This window comes from Leptotrichia sp. HSP-342 (genome assembly GCF_041199995.1).
Classification (GTDB): Bacteria; Fusobacteriota; Fusobacteriia; order Fusobacteriales; family Leptotrichiaceae; genus Leptotrichia; species Leptotrichia mesophila.
This window is the reverse complement of sequence record NZ_CP165646.1, coordinates 1798373-1822181: the sequence shown is the minus strand read 5'-3', so window position 1 is coordinate 1822181 and position 23809 is coordinate 1798373. Positions and strand designations below refer to the sequence as shown.

Genomic DNA, 23809 nt, shown 5'->3' with positions numbered 1-23809 from the left:
GTGCTTTTCTTTGAGAATCAAGCCAGAAGAAATAAGTAAAATAATCCGAAGCGAAATCGAAAATTACAAAAGTTCACTGGATATTTCCAACACTGGAACGGTCTTGGAAGTGGGAGATGGAATTGCCAGAATCTACGGATTAAGTGACGCTATGGCAGGAGAGCTTTTGGAGTTTGAAAATGGAACTATTGGAATGGCACTAAACTTGGAAGAAAGTAACATTGGAGCAGTAATTTTTGGAAAGACACAAGGAATAAAAGAAGGAAGTATAGTAAAAGGATTGGGAAAAGTAGCTGAAGTTCCAGCTGGAAATGAGCTGCTCGGAAGAGTAGTCGATGCGCTTGGAAATCCTATTGATGGAAAAGGGACGATAGCAGCTGATAAATATATGCCAATTGAGAGACAGGCGTCAGGAATTATTGCAAGAAAACCTGTTACACAGCCTATGCAGACTGGAATAAAGGCAATAGATGGAATGTTTCCGATTGGAAAAGGGCAAAGGGAATTAATAATTGGAGATAGACAGACTGGAAAAACAGCGATTGCCATTGATTCAATTATAAATCAAAAAAATAATGATGTTATATGTGTTTATGTTGCAATTGGGCAAAAAAGATCTACAGTTGCACAAATTTATAAAAAACTTGAAGAGGCAGGTGCATTGGAATATACTATTATTGTTGCGGCTACTGCTTCGGAATCAGCGCCACTTCAATATTTAGCACCATATTCGGGAGTTGCTATGGGTGAATATTTTATGGATCAAGGAAAAGATGTGCTAATAGTTTATGATGATTTATCAAAACATGCGGTAGCTTACCGTGAAATGTCATTACTGTTGAAAAGACCGCCAGGAAGGGAAGCGTATCCAGGAGACGTTTTCTATCTTCACTCAAGACTTCTTGAAAGAGCAGCAAAATTAAGCGACAAACTGGGTGGAGGTTCAATTACAGCACTTCCAATTGTAGAAACACAGGCTGGAGATATTTCGGCATATATTCCGACAAATGTTATTTCAATAACAGATGGACAAATATTCTTGGAAACAGATTTATTTAATTCAGGATTCAGACCAGCGATAAATGCAGGAGTTTCTGTATCAAGGGTTGGAGGAGCAGCACAAATTAAGGCTATGAAGCAAGTTGCTTCGAAAGTAAAACTGGAACTTGCCCAATACAATGAATTATTAGCATTTACGCAGTTTGGATCAGATTTGGATAAAGCAACTAGAGATCAGCTTAACCGTGGATCTAAAATTATGGAAGTATTAAAGCAGCCACAATATACTCCATTTAAAGTTCAGGAACAAGTAATTTCGTTTTACTGTGTAACAAATGGATATTTTGATGATGTTCCAACTGAAAAAGTCAGAACATTTGAAAAAGATCTGATAGAAGTACTTAAAAATAATTCAGAAATTTTAACTGAAATTCGTGAGAAGAAAGAATTAGACGATGAAATGAAAAGCAGACTAGATGAATTTATAACGAACTTTAAAAAAGAATATGTATGGTAAAGCAGGTGAAATGATATGTCAGCAAATATGAAAGAAATAAAGGAACGTATTGACAGTGTAAAAAATACAAGCCAAATAACAAACGCAATGAATATTGTTTCTTCTACAAAATTTAAAAAATTTCAGGTTTTAACTCTAAAATCTAGAAACTATGCATATGCTGTAAATGAGGCTTTTGATAATTTAGTTGCAAGTCTTAAGGGAAATAAATTTGTAATTTTTGATGGAAAACCAGAAGTTAGAAGAGTCGGAATTATAGTGATGACATCAGATCGTGGGTTATGTGGAAGCTTTAACTCAAATACTTTTAGAAGGCTTGAGAGCATGAGAAAGCAGTTTGAGAAAGAAGGAAAAGATGTTTCAGTTGTAACAATTGGAAGAAAAGCAAAAGAATATTGTAAAAATCGGGATATTAATGTGGATAGTGAGTATACACAGATGATTCCGGAAACAATGTTTGAAACTGGTAAAAAAATCAGTGAAGATGTAGTGCAGTTTTATTTAAACGATTTTTATGATGAAGTTTATATGATTTATTCAAAATTTGTATCAGCAGTTGAGTACAATATTCAGGTGGAAAAACTACTTCCAATAGAAAAAAAGGAAGGATTGCCAACAAAGGAATATGTGTTTGATCCGTCAGAGGAAGAAGTATTGAACTCATTTGTGCCACAAGTTTTGAATATAAAATTATATCAGTCGTTACTTGAAAATTCGGCAAGTGAGCATTCAGCTAGAATGTCGGCGATGAAACAGGCTAACGATAATGCTTCTGAAATGATAAGAAATTTGGAAGTACAGTATAACCGTGAAAGACAAGGAAAAATAACACAGGAATTGACAGAAATTATAAGTGGTTCTTTAGGAGTACAGTAATTTTTTTACAAACTTAAAGAATCTGAGCATAAATTAAGAAGGAGGTTAAAGGTAACCGATGAATAAAGGTAAATTAGTGCAAATTATTGGGCCAGTTATAGATGTAAAATTTGAAAAAAAATTGCCTGATATTTATAATGCACTTGAAGTATACAAGGAAAACGGAGAAAAATTAGTAGCTGAAGTTCACGCCCACAACGGAAACAATGTTGTAAGAGCAGTTGCAATGTCTGGAACTGAAGGATTAAGACGTGGACTGGAAGTTATCGATACTGGCAAACCAATTCAAGTTCCGGTTGGAAGAGCTACATTGGGAAGAATTTTCAATGTTCTTGGGGAAGCGGTTGATGATGGTGAAAAATTGGATGCAGATGTGTTAAGGGAGTCTATCCATAAGGATGCACCATCATTTGAACAACAAGGAACAGATTCTGAAATACTAGAAACAGGAATAAAAGTAGTAGATTTACTTGCTCCATACTTAAAAGGTGGAAAAATTGGACTGTTTGGAGGAGCAGGAGTTGGAAAGACAGTATTAATTCAGGAATTAATTAACAATATTGCCAAAGGGCATGGAGGACTTTCTGTATTTGCAGGAGTTGGAGAGCGTACACGTGAGGGACGTGATTTATATAACGAAATGACAGAAAGTGGAGTTATTGACAAGACAGCATTAGTGTATGGACAAATGAATGAACCACCTGGTGCAAGACTAAGAGTAGGGCTTACAGCACTTACAATGGCGGAATATTTTAGAGATAAGGAAGGACAAAACGTACTTTTATTTATTGATAACATATTTAGATTTACTCAGGCAGGATCTGAAGTATCAGCTTTACTTGGAAGAATGCCGTCAGCTGTAGGATACCAACCAAACTTGGCAACTGAAATGGGAGCCTTGCAGGAAAGAATAACATCGACAAGCACAGGTTCAATTACATCAGTACAAGCTGTATATGTGCCAGCAGATGACTTGACAGATCCGGCACCAGCGACAACATTTGCCCATTTGGATGCAACAACAGTATTGTCAAGACAAATTGCATCACTTGGAATTTATCCAGCAGTAGATCCGCTTGATTCAACTTCAAGAATACTTGAGCCTGAAATTGTTGGAAATGAGCATTATAAAATTGCAAGGGAAACTCAGAAAGTATTACAAAGATACAAGGAATTACAAGATATTATAGCAATTCTAGGAATGGATGAGCTGGATGAAAATGATAAATTAACAGTAAATCGTGCTAGAAAAATCCAAAGATTCTTTTCACAGCCTTTCTCAGTAGCAGAACAATTTACAGGAATGAAAGGTAAATATGTGCCTTTAAGAGAAACAATACGTGGATTTAAGGAAATCTTAGACGGTCTTCACGATGATTTACCAGAACAAGCATTTCTATATGTTGGCACTATTGACGATGCAGTTGCAAAAGCACGAGAACTGATGAGTGAATAATTTTTAAAATAATATTTAATAAGAACAGGGATAATGCACTCCCTGTTTTCCAATACTTAAAGTTAAAAGTAAGAATACTTTGAACAGAAGGAGGCTTTATGGCAGCAGAATTTATTTTGGAAGCAGTAACTCCAGAAAGATTAGTTTTTGAAAAGCCTGTTGAATTTGTAAAATTACGTACAGAAAATGGAGATATCGGAATACTTGCAAAGCATATTAATTATATTACACCAATTGGTGCAGGAGAAATGCTTGTTCGTGAAAAAGATAAGGAAGATGTCACATACTATCTGGAAGGTGGATTTTTGGAAGTAAGACAAGATAAAGTTGTCATTCTAGGAGTAAATATTGTTGAGGCAACTAAAGCAGAAGCTGAAAGAATGGCAAGGGAAGTAGCAATTGAAAGAGCAAAAAGACAAAAAATACAGGAAGATCAGGATATTTTGGGAACAAAAAAACGTATTAAGAGCAATTTGAGTAGAAAATAAATTTTGAAATTCTAAAAAATGTGGTATAATAAATATAAAATATAGTTAATTTAGTAATAATTTTAAATAAATAATGTAAAGGTGGTATGGGAATGGAGCAATTGAAAAAAAATAGAACGAGAACATTTTATAGAAATTATGTTAATGAAAAATTAGTTGGGAATAGAAATAAAAAAGAATTGAAAAAATTAGAAAGATTTATTTCAATGGAAGTTATCGAAAGGGAAACTATTGAGAAAATTTTGATAAAATACTTTTTTATTAAAAGAAGCAGAACGTTTTACAGAAACTTTGCTGATAGAAAATTAGTAGGAAATCTAGGTAGAAAACATAGAAGAATTTTTACCCCTTTAGATTTTAATTATGAAAAAATTTCGCTAGAACAAATAAGACGTAGATACGTAGAAACTGAAATTAACCGTTCAAAATTTGCAAAAGGTGTGGAATTTGACGGTAAATCAAATCACGAAGATATTTACTTTGACAAGGCTCCATTACCAGCAGCGTATTTTACAGATGAACTTGTCCTAATGCCAAAAAATCCTACAACATTATACATTTATTGGGAAATTCGTGATGATACCTATGAAAGATTAGCTAGAAATAACGGAGTTATTGATAATGTAGTTATAAAAATATTTAAAGACGGACACGAATATAGAAAAATTATAAGACACGAAAGAATTGGTTCGCATTATATTACTGAAATTGATGTAAATCAAAATTATGAAGCGTCTATCGGATATGAAGATCAATATGGAAACTTTTCAGAAGTAGCACACTCAGTAGAAGTCATCGCACCAAATGATAAAGTTTCTGATAATATTGACTTAGTATGGGGAACAGTGAAATTCGATCCAAGCACAAATCAGCTTATAAAATATATAAATACTCCAGTTTCAACACCAGAAGGAAGAGAGCTTTTAGGAGTACCTGCGGATTACGATGTAGATGAAAATAATGAATTTATAATTGAAGTTATAGAAAGATTGACAAAAGTAGGAGCTTCAGAATCATTAATCGAAAGAAAAGTGATAAAAGGAAAACTTCCAAATCTTAGACTGGATATGGGTGGATCAAGAAGCAGTTAGAACATTTTTATAAATGTTTTTATAAAAATTAAAATTAAAGGAGATTTAAAATGGCTATGTTAAATATGCTGCACGCTTGTTTACGTGTAGAAAATTTAGAAAAATCTATTGAATTTTATGAAAAGGCATTTGGATTTAAGGAAGATCGACGTAAAGATTTTCCAGAACATAAATTTACTATTGTTTATTTGGCTCTTCCAGGAGAAAGTTTTGAAATTGAGTTGACTTATAATTACGGTCACGGTTCATATACAATTGGTGACGGTTTTTCACATCTGGCAATTGCTTCGGACGACTTGGAAGGAGATAATGAAAAACATAAGGCAATGGGATACAAGACAACAGATCTTATGGGCTTGCCTGGTAAACCTGGACATTATTATTTCGTAACGGATCCAGATGGTTACCGTATGGAAGTAATTCGTGCAGAATAAAAAATTAATAATAAAAATATATTTAAAACAAATAATAGAAATATAATAAGAAAAGACCGAGATTTTCGGTCTTTTATAGTAAAACTATTTATACAAAATTTTAATAGCTGCAAGGAGAAAATATGAAGATAATAGTATATGGTGCTGGAGTTATGGCACAGTATGTAAAAGAATCAGTAATAAATTCTGGAAATGAATTTGCTGGGCTGGTTGACCCGCTTGGAAATGGGGATTTTGAAAATCTGAAGAAAAAAGATGTGGATTTTGATGCAATTATTGATTTTTCACATTTTAGTTTGCTGGAGGATGTACTTGAAGCGGGAATTGATAAAAAAGTTCCAGTTCTAATTGCTACAACTGGACATTCAGAAGAACAGCTTGCAAAAATCCAGGAAACATCAAAGCAAATACCAATAATTAAAGCGACAAATACTTCAGTTGGAGTAAATATCGTAAATGAAATTGTAGCCTTTGCGACAAAATTATTAAAGGATTTTGATATTGAAATAATTGAAAAGCATCACAACAGAAAAATTGATGCACCAAGCGGTACAGCGAATACTTTACTTGAAGTTGTCAAGGAAAATCTGGATAATGATGGAAAAGATTATAGAACAATTTACGGAAGAGAAGGACACAGTAAACGTGCTGAAAAGGAAATAGGAGTTCACGCTATACGTGGCGGAAATATAGTCGGAGAACATACCGTAATTTATGCAAAAAATGACGAAATTATCGAAATAAAGCACGAAGCACTATCAAGAAAGATGTTTTCAGACGGAGCAGTTAAAGCTGTAGAATTTCTTGCCGGAAAAAAAGCAGGACTGTACACAATGAAAGATGTACTTGGTTTATAAAAAAAAACTCTAGTTTATTAGACTGGAGTTTTTCTTTTTTCAATTATTTTGTATCTTCACAATAAACATTTCCACTAGGGTATTTATAACATTCTCTTCCTCTTTCTTTTCGGCTCTGATTATATTCTTCCCATCGTGAAGGACTAAAAAGTTCGCAACTAGCCATACTTACCCCAACTAAAATTAAAATTAGAATTTTAAAAATGTTTTTCATAGAATATCACTCCTTATATTATTTTTTATTATTTTGTATCTTTACATTTAATATTATTTCGTATTTTAATAGTAGAAATTATAACGTAAGGCCATCAGTCGCCATGCCCTTATAACCCCGCTTTACGCAAAACTTTCTTATAAAGAAAAAATAAAACTCGCTTCGTAAAAACTACACTCACTTTCGCAAACAAGAGTTATTTTAACATAAATAAGTTCTATCATTATAAAAATTATGGCGAAAGAAATATATTCATATTTAGTTATTTTTCCTTTAACGAAATTTTGCTTATTTAATATTTTCCAAATACAAAAGCCTAAAATTTAAATATGATAATCTTTATAATTTAATAGAGAATGTCGTGATTTTTTTTGAATGAAAACGACTAAACACATTTATGTGTTTCTTTCGCCAAAAGCTTTATAGCAAAAATATTTTATAGAGTTGTTCTAAACTTTATTTGCGAAAGTGAGCGTTAGCGAGTTTCGTTTTCGTAGTAATCAAGGTTTTATCCAAATAATAAGGTTTAAACTACTTTCCCAAATTTTATTTGGGAATATTTCAAAAAAATGCTTAGACGAGCCAGGGTTAGTGCGTAGCACTTTCGCCATTCTCTTTAATATATTATTATTTAAATATACTAGAATAACTATTATTGCGAAATGAAGGGAAATGGCGATTGATTTCCCTTGCTTATACAAAAAGAGAAAACATTTAATTATGAAAAAATATTTATTAGCAACAAGCAATTTTTCAAAATTTAAATAAAAATCTCTTATTTAGATACTTAAAAATTAGATTCAATTTTTTTAACAAACCTATCAAACTAATTATTATAGAATTTTAAAATATTCTGTTATTGATATAATTATAACAAATAAAATAAAAGTCAATATTTATACGGTAAATTAAATACTATATTAAAACAAAAAATTTTTAAACTTTTTCATAAAATAGTATTGACATTACGAAAAATATATGGTAATATACTATTGAAAATAATAGAAAATTAATTACTGTAAAAAAAGGAGAGAATTGTTATGAAATCTAAATTTAAAGTTTTGTTATTAACAACAATTATTGCTTCTAGTTGCATCAGCTGTACTTTTGCACAGGCAGGTAGAATAATTGGAGGTGAGGATGGAAGAGCCATGGGAATGGTAATGGATAGTGGAGTAATATTAGGAAATAGTGCAGGTAGGGCTTTAAAAAGAGCAATTACCAATAGAACTCAGAAAGAACCAAAAGCTCCAAAAACTACTACAAAGGATATAAAAACTAATACTCCAAAAACTATAAATTTAAAAGATGCAAATAAAAAATAAAATTAAAAAATAAGTTACGAGTCATGTATCAAAATAAATCAGATAAATAATTTAAAAACAGTCATTATATAGAAATGATATATTTTGACTGTCTTTTATAATTTAAAATTTTTAATAGGAAGTTAAAAAAGTGATTCTTAGAATATTGACAAATAAAGTTATATGTGATATAAATAACTGTCTAATAGAGACGCCCCATCTCTACATTTAGACTTCTTTCATACAAAAAAACGAGCACACGGCTCGTTTTTATTTTAGATTAGCTTTTGAACAAAGAAATTAATAATATAGAAATCATAGTTTAAAATGAGAGTAGAAAATTATAACCTTTGCATATTTTTATTCCAATTTTTAAATGAACTGACTATGATTTTGAGATTTATAACAAATAAATATTTAGGAGAATAGGATCACAGTATGAAAAAAGAAATAGCAATAATTGGTGGCGGTGCATCGGGTTTTTTAACAGCGATTACTGCAAAAAAAAATGGTAAGGATGTTGTCATTTTGGAAAGAAAGGACAGGGTTCTGAAAAAAGTACTTACAACTGGAAATGGACGATGTAACTTGACAAATGTGAATGCTTCCAATAGAAATTATTTTGGAATTGAAAAAATGAAGCAGCCTATTGAGAAAATTTTAGAAAGTTTTACTTCACAAGATGCAATGAGATTTTTTGAAGATGAAGTCGGGATTATTTGTAATGAGGAAAATCGAGGGAAAGTTTATCCACTTAGCGGACAGGCTGCATCAATTGTGGATGGACTCAGATTTTATACACAAAGTCTTGGAATAGAGATAATTACAGATTTTTATGTTACAAAAATTGAGAAGGAAATGTTTGATTTTAAGATAATTTCTGAGGATAAAAGGCAGATAATTGCCAAAAAGGTAGTGCTTGCAACTGGTGGAAAATCGTATCCTGAACTTGGTTCGAACGGAAGCGGCTATGAGCTGGCAAAATGCTTTGGGCATACTGTCACAGAATTAACGCCTGTTATTGTACAGCTAAAGGCAGAAAAAGAAAAAATTAAAGGTTTAAAAGGGATTAAGTCGGATGTGGAAATTACAGCTTTTGGAGAAAACAGAAACGGTGAAAAGGAAAAAATTTGTACTTATGATGGTGAACTGCTGTTTACTGATTTTGGCATTTCTGGAAATGTGGTTTTTAATATTTCGTATGTTTTCCCAATTTATAAAAATGTGGAATTTGAAATTGACTTTATGCCAAAATTTACTTATAATGAAATTTTTGAAATTTTGAAAAAACGCCGGACAATATTAAAGGATTTTACAATGGAACAATTTTTTAATGGAGTTGTCAATAAAAAACTAGGACAATTTTTAACAAAATCGGCAGGAATTGAAAAATTATCAAAAAGTATAAATGAACTTACAGACAACGAAATTCGCAAAATTTGTACAACTTTAAAAAAATATAGAATAAAAATTATTGATACCAATGGCTTTAAAGCGGCTCAAGTTACTGCTGGAGGTATTCCTCTAAGTGAAGTTAATCTGGAAAATCTGGAATCAAAAAAAGTTAAAAATCTGTATTTTGCTGGGGAAATACTGGATGTTTATGGTGAATGCGGTGGATTTAACTTACAATGGGCGTGGACTTCTGGATATTTTTTAGGAAAAAATCTTTAAAAAAAAGTATAATTTAAAATGTTGCTAAATTAAACACTATTAATAATAAATTTTATAAATTATTTACTTTTAACTCTATTTCTAAAATAGATTTATAGCAAATTTACTATTTAAAATGAAAAATAATATTGCAAACTTTTAAAAACAGCTAAACTAAATTAAGGAGAAAAATGATTAGAATAAATAATATAAAAATGCCTGTAAAACACAGCGAAAACGATTTAAAAAAAACAGTTTACAAACTTTACAGAATCAATGAGAATGAAGTAAAGTCATTTGAAATCGCAGGACAGGCGATTGATGCCAGAAAAAAAGATAATATTGTATTTGTTTATGCAGTGGATATTTCCTTCAACTTTGATGAGGAAACGGAAAAGAAAAGATTTGAAAATGTAAAAAATGTGCGAAAAATTGAGAAAAAACCTTATTCTACGGAAAAAATTGAGAACTTTACAGAAACTGAAAATGTAAAACGTCCTGTTATTGTTGGAAGCGGTCCTGCTGGAATTTTTGCTGGACTTGTGCTTGCCGAAGCTGGATTAAAGCCAATTATCATTGAGCAGGGAAAAAATGTAGATGAGCGTGAAAAGGATGTCTATAATTTTTTCAAAACTGGAAAACTTGATAAATATTCAAATGTACAGTTTGGAGAAGGAGGAGCTGGAACATTTTCAGATGGGAAACTAAACACGAACACAAATAATTTTCGGATTCAGAAGGTTTATGATGAATTAATTCTCGCTGGTGCTGATCCAAAAATAAATTATATGTCCAAACCCCACATCGGAACTGATAAATTAATTGAAATAATGCGCAAAATCAGGCATAAAATCGAAAGTCTTGGGGGAGAGTACCGTTTTAGCACAAAACTTGTAAAAGTAAACTATGAAAAACCTGATTCTGAAAATAACAAAATAAAAAGCATTTTAGTTGAAAATGTAGAAAATTCTGATGAAAATAAAATTTATGAAATTCCAACAAATATTGTAATTCTTGCAATTGGGCATAGCGCAAGAGAAACTTTCTTTATGCTGAACGAAGAAAATGTGACAATGGAACGGAAAACTTTTTCGGTAGGAGTCAGAATTGAGCATCTTCAAAGTATGATAAATTATTCGCAATATGGAAAATTTGCTGATAAATTACCTGCTGCAGAATATAAATTAAATGTAAAGACAAGCAACGGACGTGGAGTTTATACATTCTGCATGTGTCCTGGAGGTGTCGTTGTACCATCTTCAAGCGAAGAAGGCAGACTTGTCGTAAATGGAATGAGTTATTCACAGAGAGATTTGGAAAATGCAAACTCTGCAATTTTGGTAAATGTATTTCCTGAAGATTTCCCAGGAGAAAGCGTTTTAGCTGGAGTCGAATTTCAAAGAAAATTGGAAGAAAAAGCATTTGAGCTTGGTGGAAAAGATTACAAAGCCCCTATTCAGCTATTTGGCGATTTTGTAAATAATAAAATCTCAACAAAATTAGGAAAAGTAAGGCCAAGCTACCTAGCAGGCTACAAATTTGCAAACTTAAATAAAATTTTTCCACAATTTATAAACGATTCCATAAAAGAAGGAATTACCTTAATGGATAAAAAAATAAAGGGTTTTGCTAATTATGACGCAATTCTGTCAGGTGTCGAAAGCCGTAGTTCATCTCCAGTGAAAATTCCTAGAAATGAAAGATTTTTCTCAAATATTGAAGGTCTTATGCCTTGTGGAGAAGGTGCAGGATATGCTGGCGGGATTATGTCGGCGGCAGTTGATGGGATAAAATGTGCAGAATATGTGATTGAATATTTTCTAGAAAATTTATTAAGTTAAAATTTTTGATTTTTACCAATAAATATGCTATAATCTCAACATCTTTAAGATATTTTTCAAGCAACTTCAAATTTGTAATAATTTAAAATCTATAGTTGTTTGAATAAGGGAGGATATTATGTTTTGTACTTTAGTATGCTGTATGGATGGGAGATTTATTCATATTTTGAATGAATATATCAGAAGTAATTATAGATATACTTTTGTTGATACCATTACTGATGCAGGAGCGGTAAATAAAATTGTTAGTGATGAGGGTTATTTAAAAAAAATAGAAGATAAGGTTGTTTTAATTTCGGTTAATAAACATAAATCTGACCATATCTTTGTGGCAGGACATAGTGACTGTGCTGGTTGTCCTATTGATGATGAAACACAAAAAGGCTATATTCGACAAGCAGCTGAGAAAATGCACAACGATTTACCTCATGAGGCTGTTACTGGGCTTTTTGTCCATGAAAATGGAGAAATTGAAATTTTAGTCGATTACGACATTGATGATATTAATTAATTGAATTAATAAAAAATAAAGGAACTGCTATTAACTGGTAGTTCCTATTTTATTTAAAAAAATATTTTTAATATTACTTTTATTTGAAATTTAATAATAATGTTTAGCATTTAGCATTTTTTCAGCAATCTTGTAATTTGGCATATATCGTTCGACATAATTATAAAAACCCTTTCCGTGATTTGGATACTTTAAATGAGTCAATTCATGTAAAACCACATATTCTATCTCAAAAGGCGTCCTTTTTATAAGCTCCGTATTAAGATTTATATATTTTTTTACATAATTGCACGAGCCCCATCTAGTCTTCATAGGCTTTATTGCCACTTTTTCCACATGCTCATCCAATATTTTCAGCCATTTTTCCATAAATTGCGGAAATAACTTTTTTGCATTTTCAAAATACCATTTTTCCATAACTTTTTTCTTTTCGTCGGTATTTTCCAAAATGTTTTCATTAACTGTTAAAATTATATTCGGCTTTTTTTCATTATTTATTAAATTCACTCCATTAAAGTTTCCTGTTTTCACAGTTAAATTGTATTCTTTTCCCAAAAATTTATGAATTTCGCCAGTTTTGTATTCAAAGCCCTTCTGTTTTTTCTTCACATCTTCAACTTTTTTCAAAACACTTTTTATCCAGCCTTCTTTAGAACGGATAAAATTTTCGATGTAATCACGATGTAAATTCATTGGCACAGAAATATAAACTTCCATATTGGGCTTTATTCGCAAATTTATATTTTTTACTTTTTTTCTGTGAACTTCATAACCTAAAATTTTTTCTGTTTTCATTTTTTTACTTTATTTTCCTCATACATTTATTTTTCTAAACTCTAACCTATCTTCGACTTTACAAATACTTTTCTTGCCTTTTCCAGTACATCCTTCTGAAGCTTATAAGTAACCAGCTTTAATGCTTCCTCATAAGTACACCACTGAAAATCCTCAATTTCAAAAGTATCAATCTTAACCTCTTCATCTTGTGTAATTCCTGCAAAAATCGTAACTTTCTTAATAGTTTTTTCGTTTGGAATATACTTTATTTCACGTTCAAAATTTGGAATAATTTTTATATTTACATTTGTTTCTTCGTGAACTTCACGAATTGCTGTTTCTTCCTTTGTTTCATTGTTTTCGATATGCCCTTTTGGAAATCCCCAGTTACCATTGTGCATTTTCACAAGCAAAATTTTTTCAGTATTTTCATTAAAAACAATCGCTCCACATGAATTTTCATACTCAAATTTATCATTTAAATTGTAATGCTTTACAATATATTTTAATAATGCTTCCTTCTCATTTTCAATTTCATCTCCTAAAACAAGTTCATATAGCTTATTTTTTACTTCACCAATCTCACGATTGCTAAATTTAAGATTAATCAAATCAATTCCAGTTATATCCAAGTCATTAAACTGTGGTATTTTCCCCTGTTTTTTTATATTTTCAATTTTATCCCAAAAATTTTGCAAAATCTTTTCATTTTCTTTTTTTCTGCTAATTTCTTTAGAATTTAAATCTGCATAAAATAAATTGAAAAGTCTTTTTAGATTTTTTTCTTCCATTTCTATAATCAGCTTTTTCAACGTCTTATCTGAAACATCCTGATAGATTAACATATGATTTCTTACAATTTTTTTTACTGAATTTGTAAAATCATTAGAAGCTTTAAGCTGTCTCAACTCTTCTTCCGCGATTAATGCACTTTCTTTTTCATGTCCATAAAAATGAAAAATACCTTTTGCATCAATAATTTTCACATTTATTTTTCCTAAATCGTGAAAAAGTGCGGCAAATCTCGTTATCAAATCGTAATCACAAAGATGGATAACTTTTATAATGTGGTTAAACAAGTCATCAGGATGATGGGGGTTATTCTGATTAAAATTATAGGCATAACGAAATTCTGGAATTATTATTTCTAAAACTCGTAATTTTTTCATTTCGATAAAAGCTTTTTTTGAATACTTTCCCATTAAAATTTTACTTAATTCGTCAAAAATTCTCTCTTTAGATATTTTTGTCAAAAATTTTCTTTTTTTATAAATAGCTTCCGATGTTTTTTTATCCAAATTAAATCCTAACTTAGAAACAAATCTAAAGGCCCTCAAAATTCTAAGTGCATCCTCTTCTATCCTTATCTTAGGCTTTCCTACAAACCTTATAACTTTTCTTCTAATATCCTGCCTTCCGCCATACAAATCAACTATCCCAGTTTGCTTGCTGTAAGCAAGCGAATTTATCGTAAAATCACGTCTTGCTAAATCTTCTTCAATTGTTTTTACAAATTTTATTTCCTTTGGGTATCTGCTGTTATAAACTCCCGTTTCTTTACGGAATTTTGCTATTTCATAACTTTTTCCATTGACATTTATCATAAGAATTCCAAAGTGAGCACCCATTTCTTTTGGGCTATAATCTGCAAAGATTCTTTTTAATTCTGAATAACCTATATCAGTTGCGAAATCATAATCACCGGGATCCTTATTTAGAATTTTATCTCTAACTGCTCCACCAACAAGAAATCCTGTTCCGTTTTTATTCAGTTGTTCCAATATGAATTTTACATCATCATCCAAATCAAATCGCATTCCAAATATGTCCTTTCAATTATTTTTTCGGTACTTTTATAGAATATTTCGTTTCCAAATTTATTTCTATTTTATAAACTAGCTCTAAAAAATTTAATTTCATTTTTAGTTTACTATACTCAAAAATTTTTTATTTTTTTCTTAATTTTGCAATATAAAACCCATCCAAATATTCATTTTTATATGAAATATAAATTCCCCCAAATTCATCTCTTATATTGTCAATATTTTCAGGAATCTCTACTTCCATAATTTCCAAATCCTCATATTTTTCGAGAAAATACTGAATATTATTAGTATTCTCATTTTTAGAAAATGTACAAGTGCTGTAAACTATTTCTCCGCCATTTTTCAAAGATTTATACGCACTTTCAAATATTTTTTTCTGAAGTTTCTTCAAACTTTTTATATCATTTGCCGTTAAATCATATATTTTTTCAGGCTTTTTCCGAAGAACTCCAAGCCCACTGCAGGGCATATCTAAAAGTACCTTATCAAACATTGTATCTAAATTCTCAATTTGTGTAGCGTCATTTAATTTTACTTCAAAATTGCTGTAACCATATTTATTTTTAAGTTCATTCAATAATTTTACTTTATGCTCATGAATATCAGTAGAAATCAGCTTTTTAGGATTAAACAGCTGTAAAATCGCAAGGGATTTTCCACCAGGAGCAGAGCAAGCATCAAGTACAGTTTCCCCATCTTTCACGCCTAAATTTCTCACGGCTAGATAAGACGAAGCATCCTGAATCACAGCATCTCCATTTTTATAAATTTCTGTATCAAAAATATTTGCATTTGATAAATAATAAACTTCTCCAACAGAAAATAAGACATCTGTCTTAATATTTTTCAGCAATTCCTCAAATTTTTCTCTCGTAATTTTATTTTTATCAAATCTAATTGACAAATAACTTCTTTTTTTATAAGATTTAAGCATTTCCAAATAATCATCAGGATAATCAATTCTCATCTTATTCACAAACCATTGCGGATATGACAAAACAATACTTTCCCTGTTATCTTTTGGAATTTCCTCGTCAAATTTTTCTTTATTTTTCAAAATCGTCTGCAAAGTTGCATTCACAAATCCAGCTTGATGTGCATTCAAAATTTTTGCAATTTCCCCAGCCTCAAAAATAACTCCCGCATTATCCGATTCCATGAAAAACAATTGAGCAACCGAAATTCTCAAAAGCTGCTTTATTTTGCGTTTTTTCACATTTCTAACACTTTTCCCTATCAGATAATCAATATAAATCAAATTTTTTATCACAATATTTATTACATTTGTAATAAACATTTTTTCTTTTTTTGTATAATTATTTTTAGAAAAATAGTAATTTAACTGGATATTACTGTATTTTCCATTCTGAATTTCATCCAGTAAATTTACTATGTCTAATTTTATATTATTTCTATTTTTCTCTACCAATTTCTTCCCTTCTAATTTATTAAACAATTTATAACAATATTTTTTATAAATATTTTTAAACAATCTAAATTTATTTTATATTTATATTAGTTTTTTTACGCAGAGATATCAGACGCCATACCTCTGCACACCCGCTTTACGCAAAACTTTCTTATAAAGAAAAGATAAAACTCGATTTTGAAAAAAGATTATTTTAACATTAATAACTGAACGTAATTTAAAATATATTCCAAAATCTCAAACAGTTATTTTTTCTTTAACGAAATTTTGCTTGATATTTATTTAACAATCTGTTGCACTAAAATTAAAATGTCGTGATTTTTTTTGGAATAAAAACGACTAAACACATTTATGTGTTTCTTTCGCCATAACTTTATTTCCATTCCCATTTTTGTATTTCCACATTTACATCTTTATCAGCAAAAACGATTATTCCGTTCGCATCTTTCTCAGGGAATATTCGTGAAGAAAATACTTCCTGTCCACCGTTAATAAATACTTCTATAGAAGAGCTATCTACAAACACAGTAAGTTCTAATTCCGAAATATCTCCAAGATAAACTTTTCTTAATCTTTTATCAGGTTGTTCTCCCTTTGTTCTATCCAATACGAATTTTTTATCATTATAGTCAAATTTTAAAACTGTTTCACTACTTTTACCAGTTCGTAATTTTAATCCAAAATCAGAATTAAAATCAGTAAATTTAGCTTTTAATTCATAAGTTACTCCTGTTCCAACTTTCACTTCTCCAGTAACTTTTCCACTAAACTCAATTTTTTCTCCACGGATACTTTCCATTTCATTTATAGGCACTTGATAAAGTTTTCCATCTATTACTTTAAGTTCTCTTGGTAAAGTTAGGCAGTGAAGCCATTCTTTTTTTACAGTTGGAAAATCTTCTTCTTCTGGAATTCCCATCCAGCCTACAATAAGCCTTCTTCCTTTATCATCTTCCATTGACTGTGGTGCATAAAAGTCATTTCCTCTGTCAATTTCCACAAAGTTTGATGAGATTTCAAATTCAGGGTTTTTATAATCTAATTTTCCAAATAAATATCCTGTCTGATATTTATTGTTGTATAAATCTCCTTCTGGCTCTAATCCTTGCGGTGAAAAAACCAATAAATCCTTTATTTCTCCTGTCTTTTCATCTTTTAACTGAAAGTAATCAGGACATTCCCACATAAATCCAAAGTCTTTAATTTTTCCGTGATTTGCTCCTGCAATTTCCCCTTCAAATTTCCAGTCTTTTATATTTTCTGAACTGTATAAAACTGCTTTTCCTTCCAAATCTTCACTTTGAATACCAATTACCGCATAAAATTTCCCATCTTTTTTCCAAATTTTTGGATCTCTTATATGTCGAGTGTATCCGTCAGGCTGATTTACAATGCTTGGCTCCCATCTCTCGAAATTTTCTCCGTCGCTTGAAACTGCTAAGCATTGGTAAGATTCTCTATTTCCATCAGAATCTTTCACATTTCCTGTATAAAATAAATAAAGTTTTTCATCATCTACAATCGCACTCCCAGAATAAACGCCATCCTTAGAATACCTGGTATCAGGTCTCAAAGCTGTTTTTAGCCTTTTCCAATGTAGCAAGTCATTACTTACACTATGAGCCCATGTCTTATTTTTATGATCGGTTCCTAATGGATTCCATTGATAAAACATATGATATTTTCCTTTAAACTGAGAAAAACCATTTGGATCGTTAATTAACCCCACAATTCCTTGAATATGATATTTTTGTCGCCAAAAATCCTTTTCAACAATTTCTTTTTTTTCTAAAATTGCTCTTTCTTCATTTTCTTTGACTTTTGTAAAATCCATATTTTAATCCACCTTTCGAATTATTAAATTTAAATTAAATATTTTGTTATTTATATTTTGTTATTTTTGTTTTTCATTACATTTTACCATATTTTATCGCTTTTTCCAAATTAAGTAAAAAAAAACAGTTTCTTTTTAAATTTGCACTTTATTAGGATTTATAGTATAATTGAGCAATAAATTATAAATTTTATGGTGAGGTGATTAGTTGTGACGAAAATTAATATGGATATGATTCAGACAATTGGATTAGCAGTTGTTTTACTTTTAATTGGAATAAGACTTAGAAAAAAAATTAATTTTTTTGAGAAATATTGTATTCCAGCACCTGTTATTGGTGGGTTTCTATTTTCAATAATTGTTTTTATTTTAAGACAGACAAATGTAGCTCAAATTAAATTTGATGATACATTACAGAAATTTTTTATGGTAATGTTTTTTACAAGTGTAGGATTTAATGCTAGCCTTAAAGTGTTGAAAAAAGGTGGGAAAAAAGTTGCTATTTTTCTTTTTGTTGCAGCTGGATTATGTATTTTACAGAATGTTGTTGCAGTTGGACTATCAAGATTTGTAGGACTTCCGCCATTATTGGCATTAATGACAGGATCTACTCCAATGACTGGAGGACATGGAACATCTGCAGCCGTAGCGCCAACAATTGAAGCTCTTGGACCTATATATAAAGGAGCAAATGCAATTGCGATAGCTTCAGCAACTTTTGGACTTATTGTGGGATCTGCGATGGGAGGCCCTATTGCCAGCAGACTTATAAAAAAACATAAATTATTACCAGAACATTTTGTAAAAGATGGGATACAACATGGAGACGAAGATATTGATGAAGAAGTATTAAAAAGACAGAAGCCCTTTCTTGATGGAGAGCGTTTTTCTATGGCATTTTTCTATATTCTGATTGCAATGGGAATTGGTTCATATTTATCAATGTTTATTGACTATCTTATGAGTTTTACAAACTTTGAAGCACATTTTCCTATTTATATAGGACCTATGATTGTTGCTGCAATTATTAGAAATTTGTCTGACAATGTAAAAGCAATGAATGCCCCGACAAAAGAAATAAGTATTCTTGAAGATGTGGCACTTAGCCTATTTCTAGCAATGGCACTAATGACACTACGATTATGGGAACTTATTGACTTGGCACTTCCAGTATTCATTTTACTTGTTGCACAAGTTATATTGATTTATTTCTATCTGAACTGGATAACATTTAAAGCGATGGGATCTGATTACGATGCGGCTGTTATGGTTTCAGGTCATTGTGGATTTGGACTAGGAGCAACCCCAAATGGAATTTCAAATATGAAAGCTGTTACTGAAAAATATATCTACTCAAAAATGGCATTTTTCGTAATTCCAATTGTTGGTTCGCTTTTCATTGACTTTGCAAATATCAGTATTATTACAATATTTACACAGTTTTTCAAATAGATATTTGAATAAAAAAACAAAAGAAGAATAGCTTTTATTAGTTATCCTTCTTTTTTTATTAATTTAACTGTTATATTCAAAATCTAAAATATCTTTTCTAATATCTCTTATCAAAAATTTTATTAAATTATCTGATTCTGTTTGAATTAAAAGAAACAATCTTGCCAGTATTTTACCAACAAAAACTTTTTTTATATGATCCATCTCATTTAATGTCTGATGTTTTAGAAAACTGATTAAATCGTCTACCTTATTAACAATATTATTTACAGATATATTTTTAAATCGTCTATCCGAAATAAATCTTTCATAAATTGTAGAATTTTTATTAATTCGTATTCCTTCCTTCTTCTCCACAGCCGTAGCTTTTGAAAACTGATCATAAATTTCTGCATAAAGCATATCATTCGGACCTTCAAAGATAGTAAACGGCCTAAAGTCAATTGCCACATTGCTCATCGGATGCCCAGCTTCAAATCCTTTTGCCCCTAGAAGTTTCTGTGCAATTTTTGCTGCTTTGTAAGTATATTCAGTAGCAAGGCTCTTTATAATATTTGCTTCCATTAATTTATCTGAAACAGACTTATCTGGAGAGACATTGTTACAAGTATAGCTATACATAATTTTTGATACATCATAAGTATTTTCGATTTCATTTAATTCATTTTGAACAAATGGTATTTCTTTTTTAGCAAATTTATTTATATTTTTTACGATATATTCCATAATTCCATGTGTCATTCCAACTAGCTGCAATCTACTTCTTATAAAGATATTTTGAAATTCTCTAAGACAATTTGCCTTGCTTTCTGAAAGTTTTATTATATATTTTGCAGAAATTTTTGCATCAACATGATTTACAGCATATCTTACTGCTTTTAGACCTTCCGAATTTAGCACATCATAAGTTATATATTCTCTTGGAACTAAAATTAAGCTAATTACTTTTGATAATTTACCGTCTTTCTTTTCCTTTGCTGCAATTAATAAAAAATCACTTTGAGAATTTCCTTGCCAATATTTATCAGCTTTAACATGAATTGTATTTTCATCAACATATTCATAGTAAGACTGCATTTCTTTTGCTATAGCAGATCCAGAAGTTTCAGGCTCTGTTATAGCCAGTCCTCCCCCTTCTCCGTTAAATATCATTTCCAGACCTTTTTCAATTTGCTCCTTATTCCCATATTCAAGAAGTGGCTGCAATACTAATGCTCCTTCAATTCCTGTTCTAAGTGTAACTGGTACGCCATAGTTCCCAGCAATTCTAAGCACTTCCTGAATTTCGAGCTGACTATTTTTTCTTCCTCCAAATTTTTCTGGTAAAAAGGGCAGTAAAAGTCCACATTTTTTTATACTTAACCATTTCTTCTCTGACAAATAGTTCATTAAATTTATTTTCTCAATATTTCCATTCGAAAAAACATCATTGAAAGCCTTCTTTATATTAGACAGAAATTCTTCTGTATTCATTTTTAGTAAATTTTCATTTATAAATTTATTCATTTTTCTCCTCCCAAGTAAGTAATTTAAATCAAAATATTTTGATTTTAAAATAATTTGTTTGTATAACAGTTGTTATTATAACATAAATGAAAAAAAATGACAATTTATTAATAAAGTTATTTTAATAATTTGCTTTAATACATTATGAATTAAAGTATAAAAAGATTTTTTTTTATTGACTGAAAAAAGTCAATTTGATATACTGAAAATAACAAAAAATCGAGTATAGGGGTAATGAAATATGAAACATAAGAAAGAAAAAATTGCAAAAACGAATGCATTAAGACAGCTTGATAAACAAAAAATACCATATATTATTCACACTTATGAGTGGAGTGAGGATAAAAGTGGAGGGCTTGGTGTTGCTGAAAAGTTACCTGAACTAGCGGATAGAGTTTTTAAGACAATTGTTTTGAAAGGGAAAAGTAAAAATTTGTATGTGTGTGTAATTCATGGAGAAGCACATTTGGATTTGAAAAAGGTGGCAAAGGCCTGCGAAGAGAAAAATATTGATTTGTTGCCACTTTCGGAACTGGAAAAAGAAACAGGATATATTCGTGGAGGGTGTTCTCCTGTAGGAATGAAAAAACTGTTTAGGACTTTTTTTGACAAGAAAGTTGAAAAATTTGATAAAATAATGGTTTCAGCTGGTAGGCGAGGATTACAGATGGAAGTGGAAACAGAAAAACTAGTTGAAGTAGTGAAGGGGACTATTGTGGATTTGACGATGGAAGAAATTTAGATTGTGAAGGGATGACGTTTAAATACTAATTTTTTTATAGTTTATTTTTTAGTATGTGTTTTAGTTATAGTGAATTTGCAAAATTGATATTGTACTTTAGGAAAATTTTTTTGTAAAATATGTTCAAGAAGATTGGTAGTGTAACTATAAATTAGAAAACGGATATATAAAATTAGGAGGAAATATTATGAAATACGTAACTTTAAACAATGGAGTAAAAATACCAATATTAGGATTTGGAGTATTTCAAATTTATGATATGAAAGAATGTGAGGAAGCGGTTTACAATGCGTTAAAAGCAGGATATAGATTAATTGATACAGCTGCGTCCTACAGAAACGAAGAAGCTGTGGGAAGAGCTATAAAAAGAAGCGGTATACCTAGGGAAGAAATTTTTGTTACAACAAAATTATGGGTAAGTGATGCAAATTATGAAAAGGCAAAATTGGCATTTGAAACTTCTTTAAAAAAATTGGATTTGGAATATATTGATTTATATCTTATACATCAGCCATTTAATGATGTATATGGAGCTTGGAGAGCGATGACAGAGCTGTATAAGGAAGGAAAAATAAAAGCAATTGGTGTAAGTAACTTCTATCCTGACAGGCTGGTTGATTTTATTATGAATAATGAAGTAGTGCCAGCTGTAAATCAGGTGGAAACACATCCTTTCAATCAGCAGGTTAAAGCAAATGAAATAATGAAGGAATATGGGGTTCAAATAGAATCATGGGGACCTTTTGCAGAAGGAAAAAATGGAATATTTGCAAATGAAATTTTGTCTGAAATTGGTAAAAAATACAATAAATCTGTGGCTCAGGTAATTTTAAGATGGCTAATTCAGAGAGATATAGTTGTAATACCAAAATCAGTCAGAAAAGAAAGAATTGAAGAAAATTTTAATGTATTTGACTTTGAATTGAACAGTGAGGATATGGGAAAAATATCTGAACTTGATAAAAAGGAAAGTTTATTTTTAAACCATGATGATGTAGAAATAGTAAAATGGCTTAATGGAAGGAAACTATAATAAGAGTTTTGAAATCAAAAATTTAATTTTCTTGATTTTCAAATGGCTATATGATAAACTAATGAAAATATGAGTATATAAAGATATGAGGGAAATGCACCCTCATATTTTTTTAAGAATTTTTACAAAAACTATCAAAAATTTTTTCAATTTCATTTTTTATACTTTTCTTGCAAATACAGTAAAAAGTTATTTTTGCTTCCTTGTCAGCAATTGGGATTGAAATATTATTTTTGAAATTGTCTTCACGTTCAAGTGTGAAATTTGAACGGAAATGAAGTAAATTTTGCATTTCAGCTAATTCCTGATAAATAATCCTGTCGTTTTGGATAAGAAAGTTCATATTAGGCATTTTTTCTAAAACTACATCCTTCCATATTCCTATTGGATTGAATAAGAGCATTCTGTCATCTGTAATATCTGAAAAATGTATTTCCTTTTTTTTAGCCAGCGGATGCTGCAAAGAAACTGATAAAAATAATTGTTCAGTTTTGTATTTTATGCAGAAAAATTCAGAATTATCAATAGGTTCAGAAAGAATAATCATCTGATAACTGCCATTTTTAAGTTTTTCAAATAACTGAAGATTATTTTCTATTTTATGAAGAATATACTTTTCAGGATAAAATCTTCCAAATAATGAAATCATATCCCACAATGGAGCTGGAGCACATGAACCAATTGAAAAATTATTTTGAACCTGATTATTTTTATTAACTTTTTCTTCCATTTCATCCACAAGATTCAATATTTTTTCTGCGTACTGGATAACAGTTTTTCCATTTTCATTTAATTCCATCTTATTTTTTTTCCTGTCAAAAAGTTCAACCCCTAAAGTTTTTTCCAGCTTTTGTATCGAACGGGAAAGGGCAGGCTGTGAAATATACAATTCTTCAGCGGCTTTTGATAATGTTCCATATGTTGCAAACGCGATAAGCTGTTTAAGTTGTTCCAATTCTATCATATAAA

General features: G+C 30.3%; 21 protein-coding genes. 14 read left to right on the top strand and 7 right to left on the bottom strand.

Going from position 1 to position 23809, the window contains the following annotated elements; all coding sequences use genetic code 11:
• Positions 1 to 10 precede the first annotated feature (10 nt).
• The 7 genes from atpA to dapB all read left to right on the top strand — a co-directional run bounded on the left by atpA (position 11) and on the right by dapB (position 6718).
• Positions 11 to 1516, top strand: coding sequence for a F0F1 ATP synthase subunit alpha (atpA, locus tag AB8B23_RS09220; protein WP_369712503.1), 1506 nt, complete (start codon positions 11 to 13; stop codon positions 1514 to 1516).
• A gap of 15 nt (positions 1517 to 1531) precedes the next feature.
• Entirely contained in the window at positions 1532 to 2392 is an 861-nt protein-coding gene (gene atpG, locus AB8B23_RS09215; protein ID WP_006803458.1) for an ATP synthase F1 subunit gamma, read from the top strand.
• Between the two features lie 58 nt (positions 2393 to 2450).
• Positions 2451 to 3848 carry a F0F1 ATP synthase subunit beta gene (gene atpD, locus AB8B23_RS09210; protein WP_369712502.1) on the top strand — a complete coding sequence of 466 codons (1398 nt, stop codon included), beginning with the start codon at positions 2451 to 2453 and terminating at the stop codon, positions 3846 to 3848.
• A 98-nt stretch (positions 3849 to 3946) separates the two neighbouring features.
• Positions 3947 to 4336: an ATP synthase F1 subunit epsilon gene (gene atpC / locus AB8B23_RS09205; protein ID WP_021745093.1), complete on the top strand. Its 390-nt coding sequence runs from the start codon at positions 3947 to 3949 to the stop codon at positions 4334 to 4336.
• A 92-nt stretch (positions 4337 to 4428) separates the two neighbouring features.
• A complete protein-coding gene (locus tag AB8B23_RS09200) occupies positions 4429 to 5427 on the top strand; it encodes a DUF4912 domain-containing protein (protein WP_369712501.1) in 999 nt (332 codons plus the stop codon).
• Between the two features lie 50 nt (positions 5428 to 5477).
• Positions 5478 to 5861, top strand: coding sequence for a VOC family protein (locus AB8B23_RS09195; protein WP_369712500.1), 384 nt, complete (start codon positions 5478 to 5480; stop codon positions 5859 to 5861).
• A 122-nt stretch (positions 5862 to 5983) separates the two neighbouring features.
• Positions 5984 to 6718: a 4-hydroxy-tetrahydrodipicolinate reductase gene (dapB, locus tag AB8B23_RS09190; RefSeq protein ID WP_021745090.1), complete on the top strand. Its 735-nt coding sequence runs from the start codon at positions 5984 to 5986 to the stop codon at positions 6716 to 6718.
• Between the two features lie 43 nt (positions 6719 to 6761).
• Here the strand turns inward: dapB and AB8B23_RS09185 are convergent, their stop codons facing one another.
• On the bottom strand, positions 6762 to 6932 hold the full coding sequence (locus AB8B23_RS09185; protein WP_369712499.1) for a hypothetical protein: 171 nt from the start codon (positions 6930 to 6932) through the stop codon (positions 6762 to 6764).
• Positions 6933 to 7972: 1040 nt separating this feature from the next.
• On the opposite strand from AB8B23_RS09185, the gene AB8B23_RS09180 reads away from it, so the two are divergent.
• From AB8B23_RS09180 to AB8B23_RS09165, 4 genes are all read left to right on the top strand, one after another.
• Positions 7973 to 8257, top strand: coding sequence for a hypothetical protein (locus AB8B23_RS09180; protein WP_369712498.1), 285 nt, complete (start codon positions 7973 to 7975; stop codon positions 8255 to 8257).
• Positions 8258 to 8674: 417 nt separating this feature from the next.
• Positions 8675 to 9910, top strand: a complete 1236-nt coding sequence (locus tag AB8B23_RS09175; protein WP_369712497.1) for an NAD(P)/FAD-dependent oxidoreductase — start codon at positions 8675 to 8677, stop codon at positions 9908 to 9910.
• A 170-nt stretch (positions 9911 to 10080) separates the two neighbouring features.
• Entirely contained in the window at positions 10081 to 11730 is a 1650-nt protein-coding gene (locus tag AB8B23_RS09170) for an NAD(P)/FAD-dependent oxidoreductase (RefSeq protein WP_369712496.1), read from the top strand.
• Positions 11731 to 11848: 118 nt separating this feature from the next.
• A complete protein-coding gene (locus AB8B23_RS09165; protein WP_369712495.1) occupies positions 11849 to 12241 on the top strand; it encodes a carbonic anhydrase in 393 nt (130 codons plus the stop codon).
• A 90-nt stretch (positions 12242 to 12331) separates the two neighbouring features.
• Here the strand turns inward: AB8B23_RS09165 and AB8B23_RS09160 are convergent, their stop codons facing one another.
• The 4 genes from AB8B23_RS09160 to AB8B23_RS09145 all read right to left on the bottom strand — a co-directional run bounded on the left by AB8B23_RS09160 (position 12332) and on the right by AB8B23_RS09145 (position 18107).
• A complete protein-coding gene (locus AB8B23_RS09160) occupies positions 12332 to 13036 on the bottom strand; it encodes a M48 family metallopeptidase (protein WP_369712494.1) in 705 nt (234 codons plus the stop codon).
• A 41-nt stretch (positions 13037 to 13077) separates the two neighbouring features.
• Entirely contained in the window at positions 13078 to 14835 is a 1758-nt protein-coding gene (locus AB8B23_RS09155; RefSeq protein WP_369712493.1) for an NUDIX domain-containing protein, read from the bottom strand.
• A 130-nt stretch (positions 14836 to 14965) separates the two neighbouring features.
• Complete coding sequence (rsmB, locus tag AB8B23_RS09150; RefSeq protein WP_369712492.1) at positions 14966 to 16273, bottom strand: 16S rRNA (cytosine(967)-C(5))-methyltransferase RsmB; 1308 nt, start codon at positions 16271 to 16273, stop codon at positions 14966 to 14968.
• Between the two features lie 373 nt (positions 16274 to 16646).
• Complete coding sequence (locus AB8B23_RS09145) at positions 16647 to 18107, bottom strand: glycoside hydrolase family 32 protein (protein WP_369712491.1); 1461 nt, start codon at positions 18105 to 18107, stop codon at positions 16647 to 16649.
• A gap of 210 nt (positions 18108 to 18317) precedes the next feature.
• Here AB8B23_RS09145 and gltS point away from each other — a divergent pair, with 210 nt between their 5' ends.
• Positions 18318 to 19559, top strand: a complete 1242-nt coding sequence (gltS, locus tag AB8B23_RS09140) for a sodium/glutamate symporter (protein ID WP_369712490.1) — start codon at positions 18318 to 18320, stop codon at positions 19557 to 19559.
• A 63-nt stretch (positions 19560 to 19622) separates the two neighbouring features.
• On the opposite strand, the gene AB8B23_RS09135 is transcribed toward gltS, so the two are convergent.
• Positions 19623 to 21065: an acyl-CoA dehydrogenase family protein gene (locus AB8B23_RS09135; protein WP_369712489.1), complete on the bottom strand. Its 1443-nt coding sequence runs from the start codon at positions 21063 to 21065 to the stop codon at positions 19623 to 19625.
• A 241-nt stretch (positions 21066 to 21306) separates the two neighbouring features.
• On the opposite strand from AB8B23_RS09135, the gene ybaK reads away from it, so the two are divergent.
• Positions 21307 to 21807, top strand: a complete 501-nt coding sequence (gene ybaK / locus AB8B23_RS09130; protein ID WP_369712488.1) for a Cys-tRNA(Pro) deacylase — start codon at positions 21307 to 21309, stop codon at positions 21805 to 21807.
• Positions 21808 to 21994: 187 nt separating this feature from the next.
• Positions 21995 to 22840: an aldo/keto reductase gene (locus AB8B23_RS09125; RefSeq protein ID WP_369712487.1), complete on the top strand. Its 846-nt coding sequence runs from the start codon at positions 21995 to 21997 to the stop codon at positions 22838 to 22840.
• Positions 22841 to 22952: 112 nt separating this feature from the next.
• Here AB8B23_RS09125 and AB8B23_RS09120 read toward each other — a convergent pair whose 3' ends face one another.
• A complete protein-coding gene (locus tag AB8B23_RS09120; RefSeq protein WP_369712486.1) occupies positions 22953 to 23804 on the bottom strand; it encodes a LysR family transcriptional regulator in 852 nt (283 codons plus the stop codon).
• Positions 23805 to 23809 lie beyond the last annotated feature (5 nt).

What these genes read in the sequence shown, in the direction of transcription:
- AB8B23_RS09170 (WP_369712496.1), top strand. Translation starts at nt 10,081, where the DNA reads ATGATTAGAATAAATAATATAAAAATGCCTGTAAAACACAGCGAAAAC.
- AB8B23_RS09120 (WP_369712486.1), bottom strand. Translation starts at nt 23,804, where the DNA reads ATGATAGAATTGGAACAACTTAAACAGCTTATCGCGTTTGCAACATAT.
- AB8B23_RS09160 (WP_369712494.1), bottom strand. Translation starts at nt 13,036, where the DNA reads ATGAAAACAGAAAAAATTTTAGGTTATGAAGTTCACAGAAAAAAAGTA.
- dapB (WP_021745090.1), top strand. Translation starts at nt 5,984, where the DNA reads ATGAAGATAATAGTATATGGTGCTGGAGTTATGGCACAGTATGTAAAA.
- atpD (WP_369712502.1), top strand. Translation starts at nt 2,451, where the DNA reads ATGAATAAAGGTAAATTAGTGCAAATTATTGGGCCAGTTATAGATGTA.
- ybaK (WP_369712488.1), top strand. Translation starts at nt 21,307, where the DNA reads ATGAAACATAAGAAAGAAAAAATTGCAAAAACGAATGCATTAAGACAG.
- AB8B23_RS09145 (WP_369712491.1), bottom strand. Translation starts at nt 18,107, where the DNA reads ATGGATTTTACAAAAGTCAAAGAAAATGAAGAAAGAGCAATTTTAGAA.
- AB8B23_RS09165 (WP_369712495.1), top strand. Translation starts at nt 11,849, where the DNA reads ATGTTTTGTACTTTAGTATGCTGTATGGATGGGAGATTTATTCATATT.
- AB8B23_RS09185 (WP_369712499.1), bottom strand. Translation starts at nt 6,932, where the DNA reads ATGAAAAACATTTTTAAAATTCTAATTTTAATTTTAGTTGGGGTAAGT.
- AB8B23_RS09125 (WP_369712487.1), top strand. Translation starts at nt 21,995, where the DNA reads ATGAAATACGTAACTTTAAACAATGGAGTAAAAATACCAATATTAGGA.
- atpG (WP_006803458.1), top strand. Translation starts at nt 1,532, where the DNA reads ATGTCAGCAAATATGAAAGAAATAAAGGAACGTATTGACAGTGTAAAA.
- AB8B23_RS09135 (WP_369712489.1), bottom strand. Translation starts at nt 21,065, where the DNA reads ATGAATAAATTTATAAATGAAAATTTACTAAAAATGAATACAGAAGAA.
- atpC (WP_021745093.1), top strand. Translation starts at nt 3,947, where the DNA reads ATGGCAGCAGAATTTATTTTGGAAGCAGTAACTCCAGAAAGATTAGTT.
- AB8B23_RS09155 (WP_369712493.1), bottom strand. Translation starts at nt 14,835, where the DNA reads ATGCGATTTGATTTGGATGATGATGTAAAATTCATATTGGAACAACTG.
- AB8B23_RS09195 (WP_369712500.1), top strand. Translation starts at nt 5,478, where the DNA reads ATGGCTATGTTAAATATGCTGCACGCTTGTTTACGTGTAGAAAATTTA.
- AB8B23_RS09200 (WP_369712501.1), top strand. Translation starts at nt 4,429, where the DNA reads ATGGAGCAATTGAAAAAAAATAGAACGAGAACATTTTATAGAAATTAT.
- AB8B23_RS09180 (WP_369712498.1), top strand. Translation starts at nt 7,973, where the DNA reads ATGAAATCTAAATTTAAAGTTTTGTTATTAACAACAATTATTGCTTCT.
- AB8B23_RS09175 (WP_369712497.1), top strand. Translation starts at nt 8,675, where the DNA reads ATGAAAAAAGAAATAGCAATAATTGGTGGCGGTGCATCGGGTTTTTTA.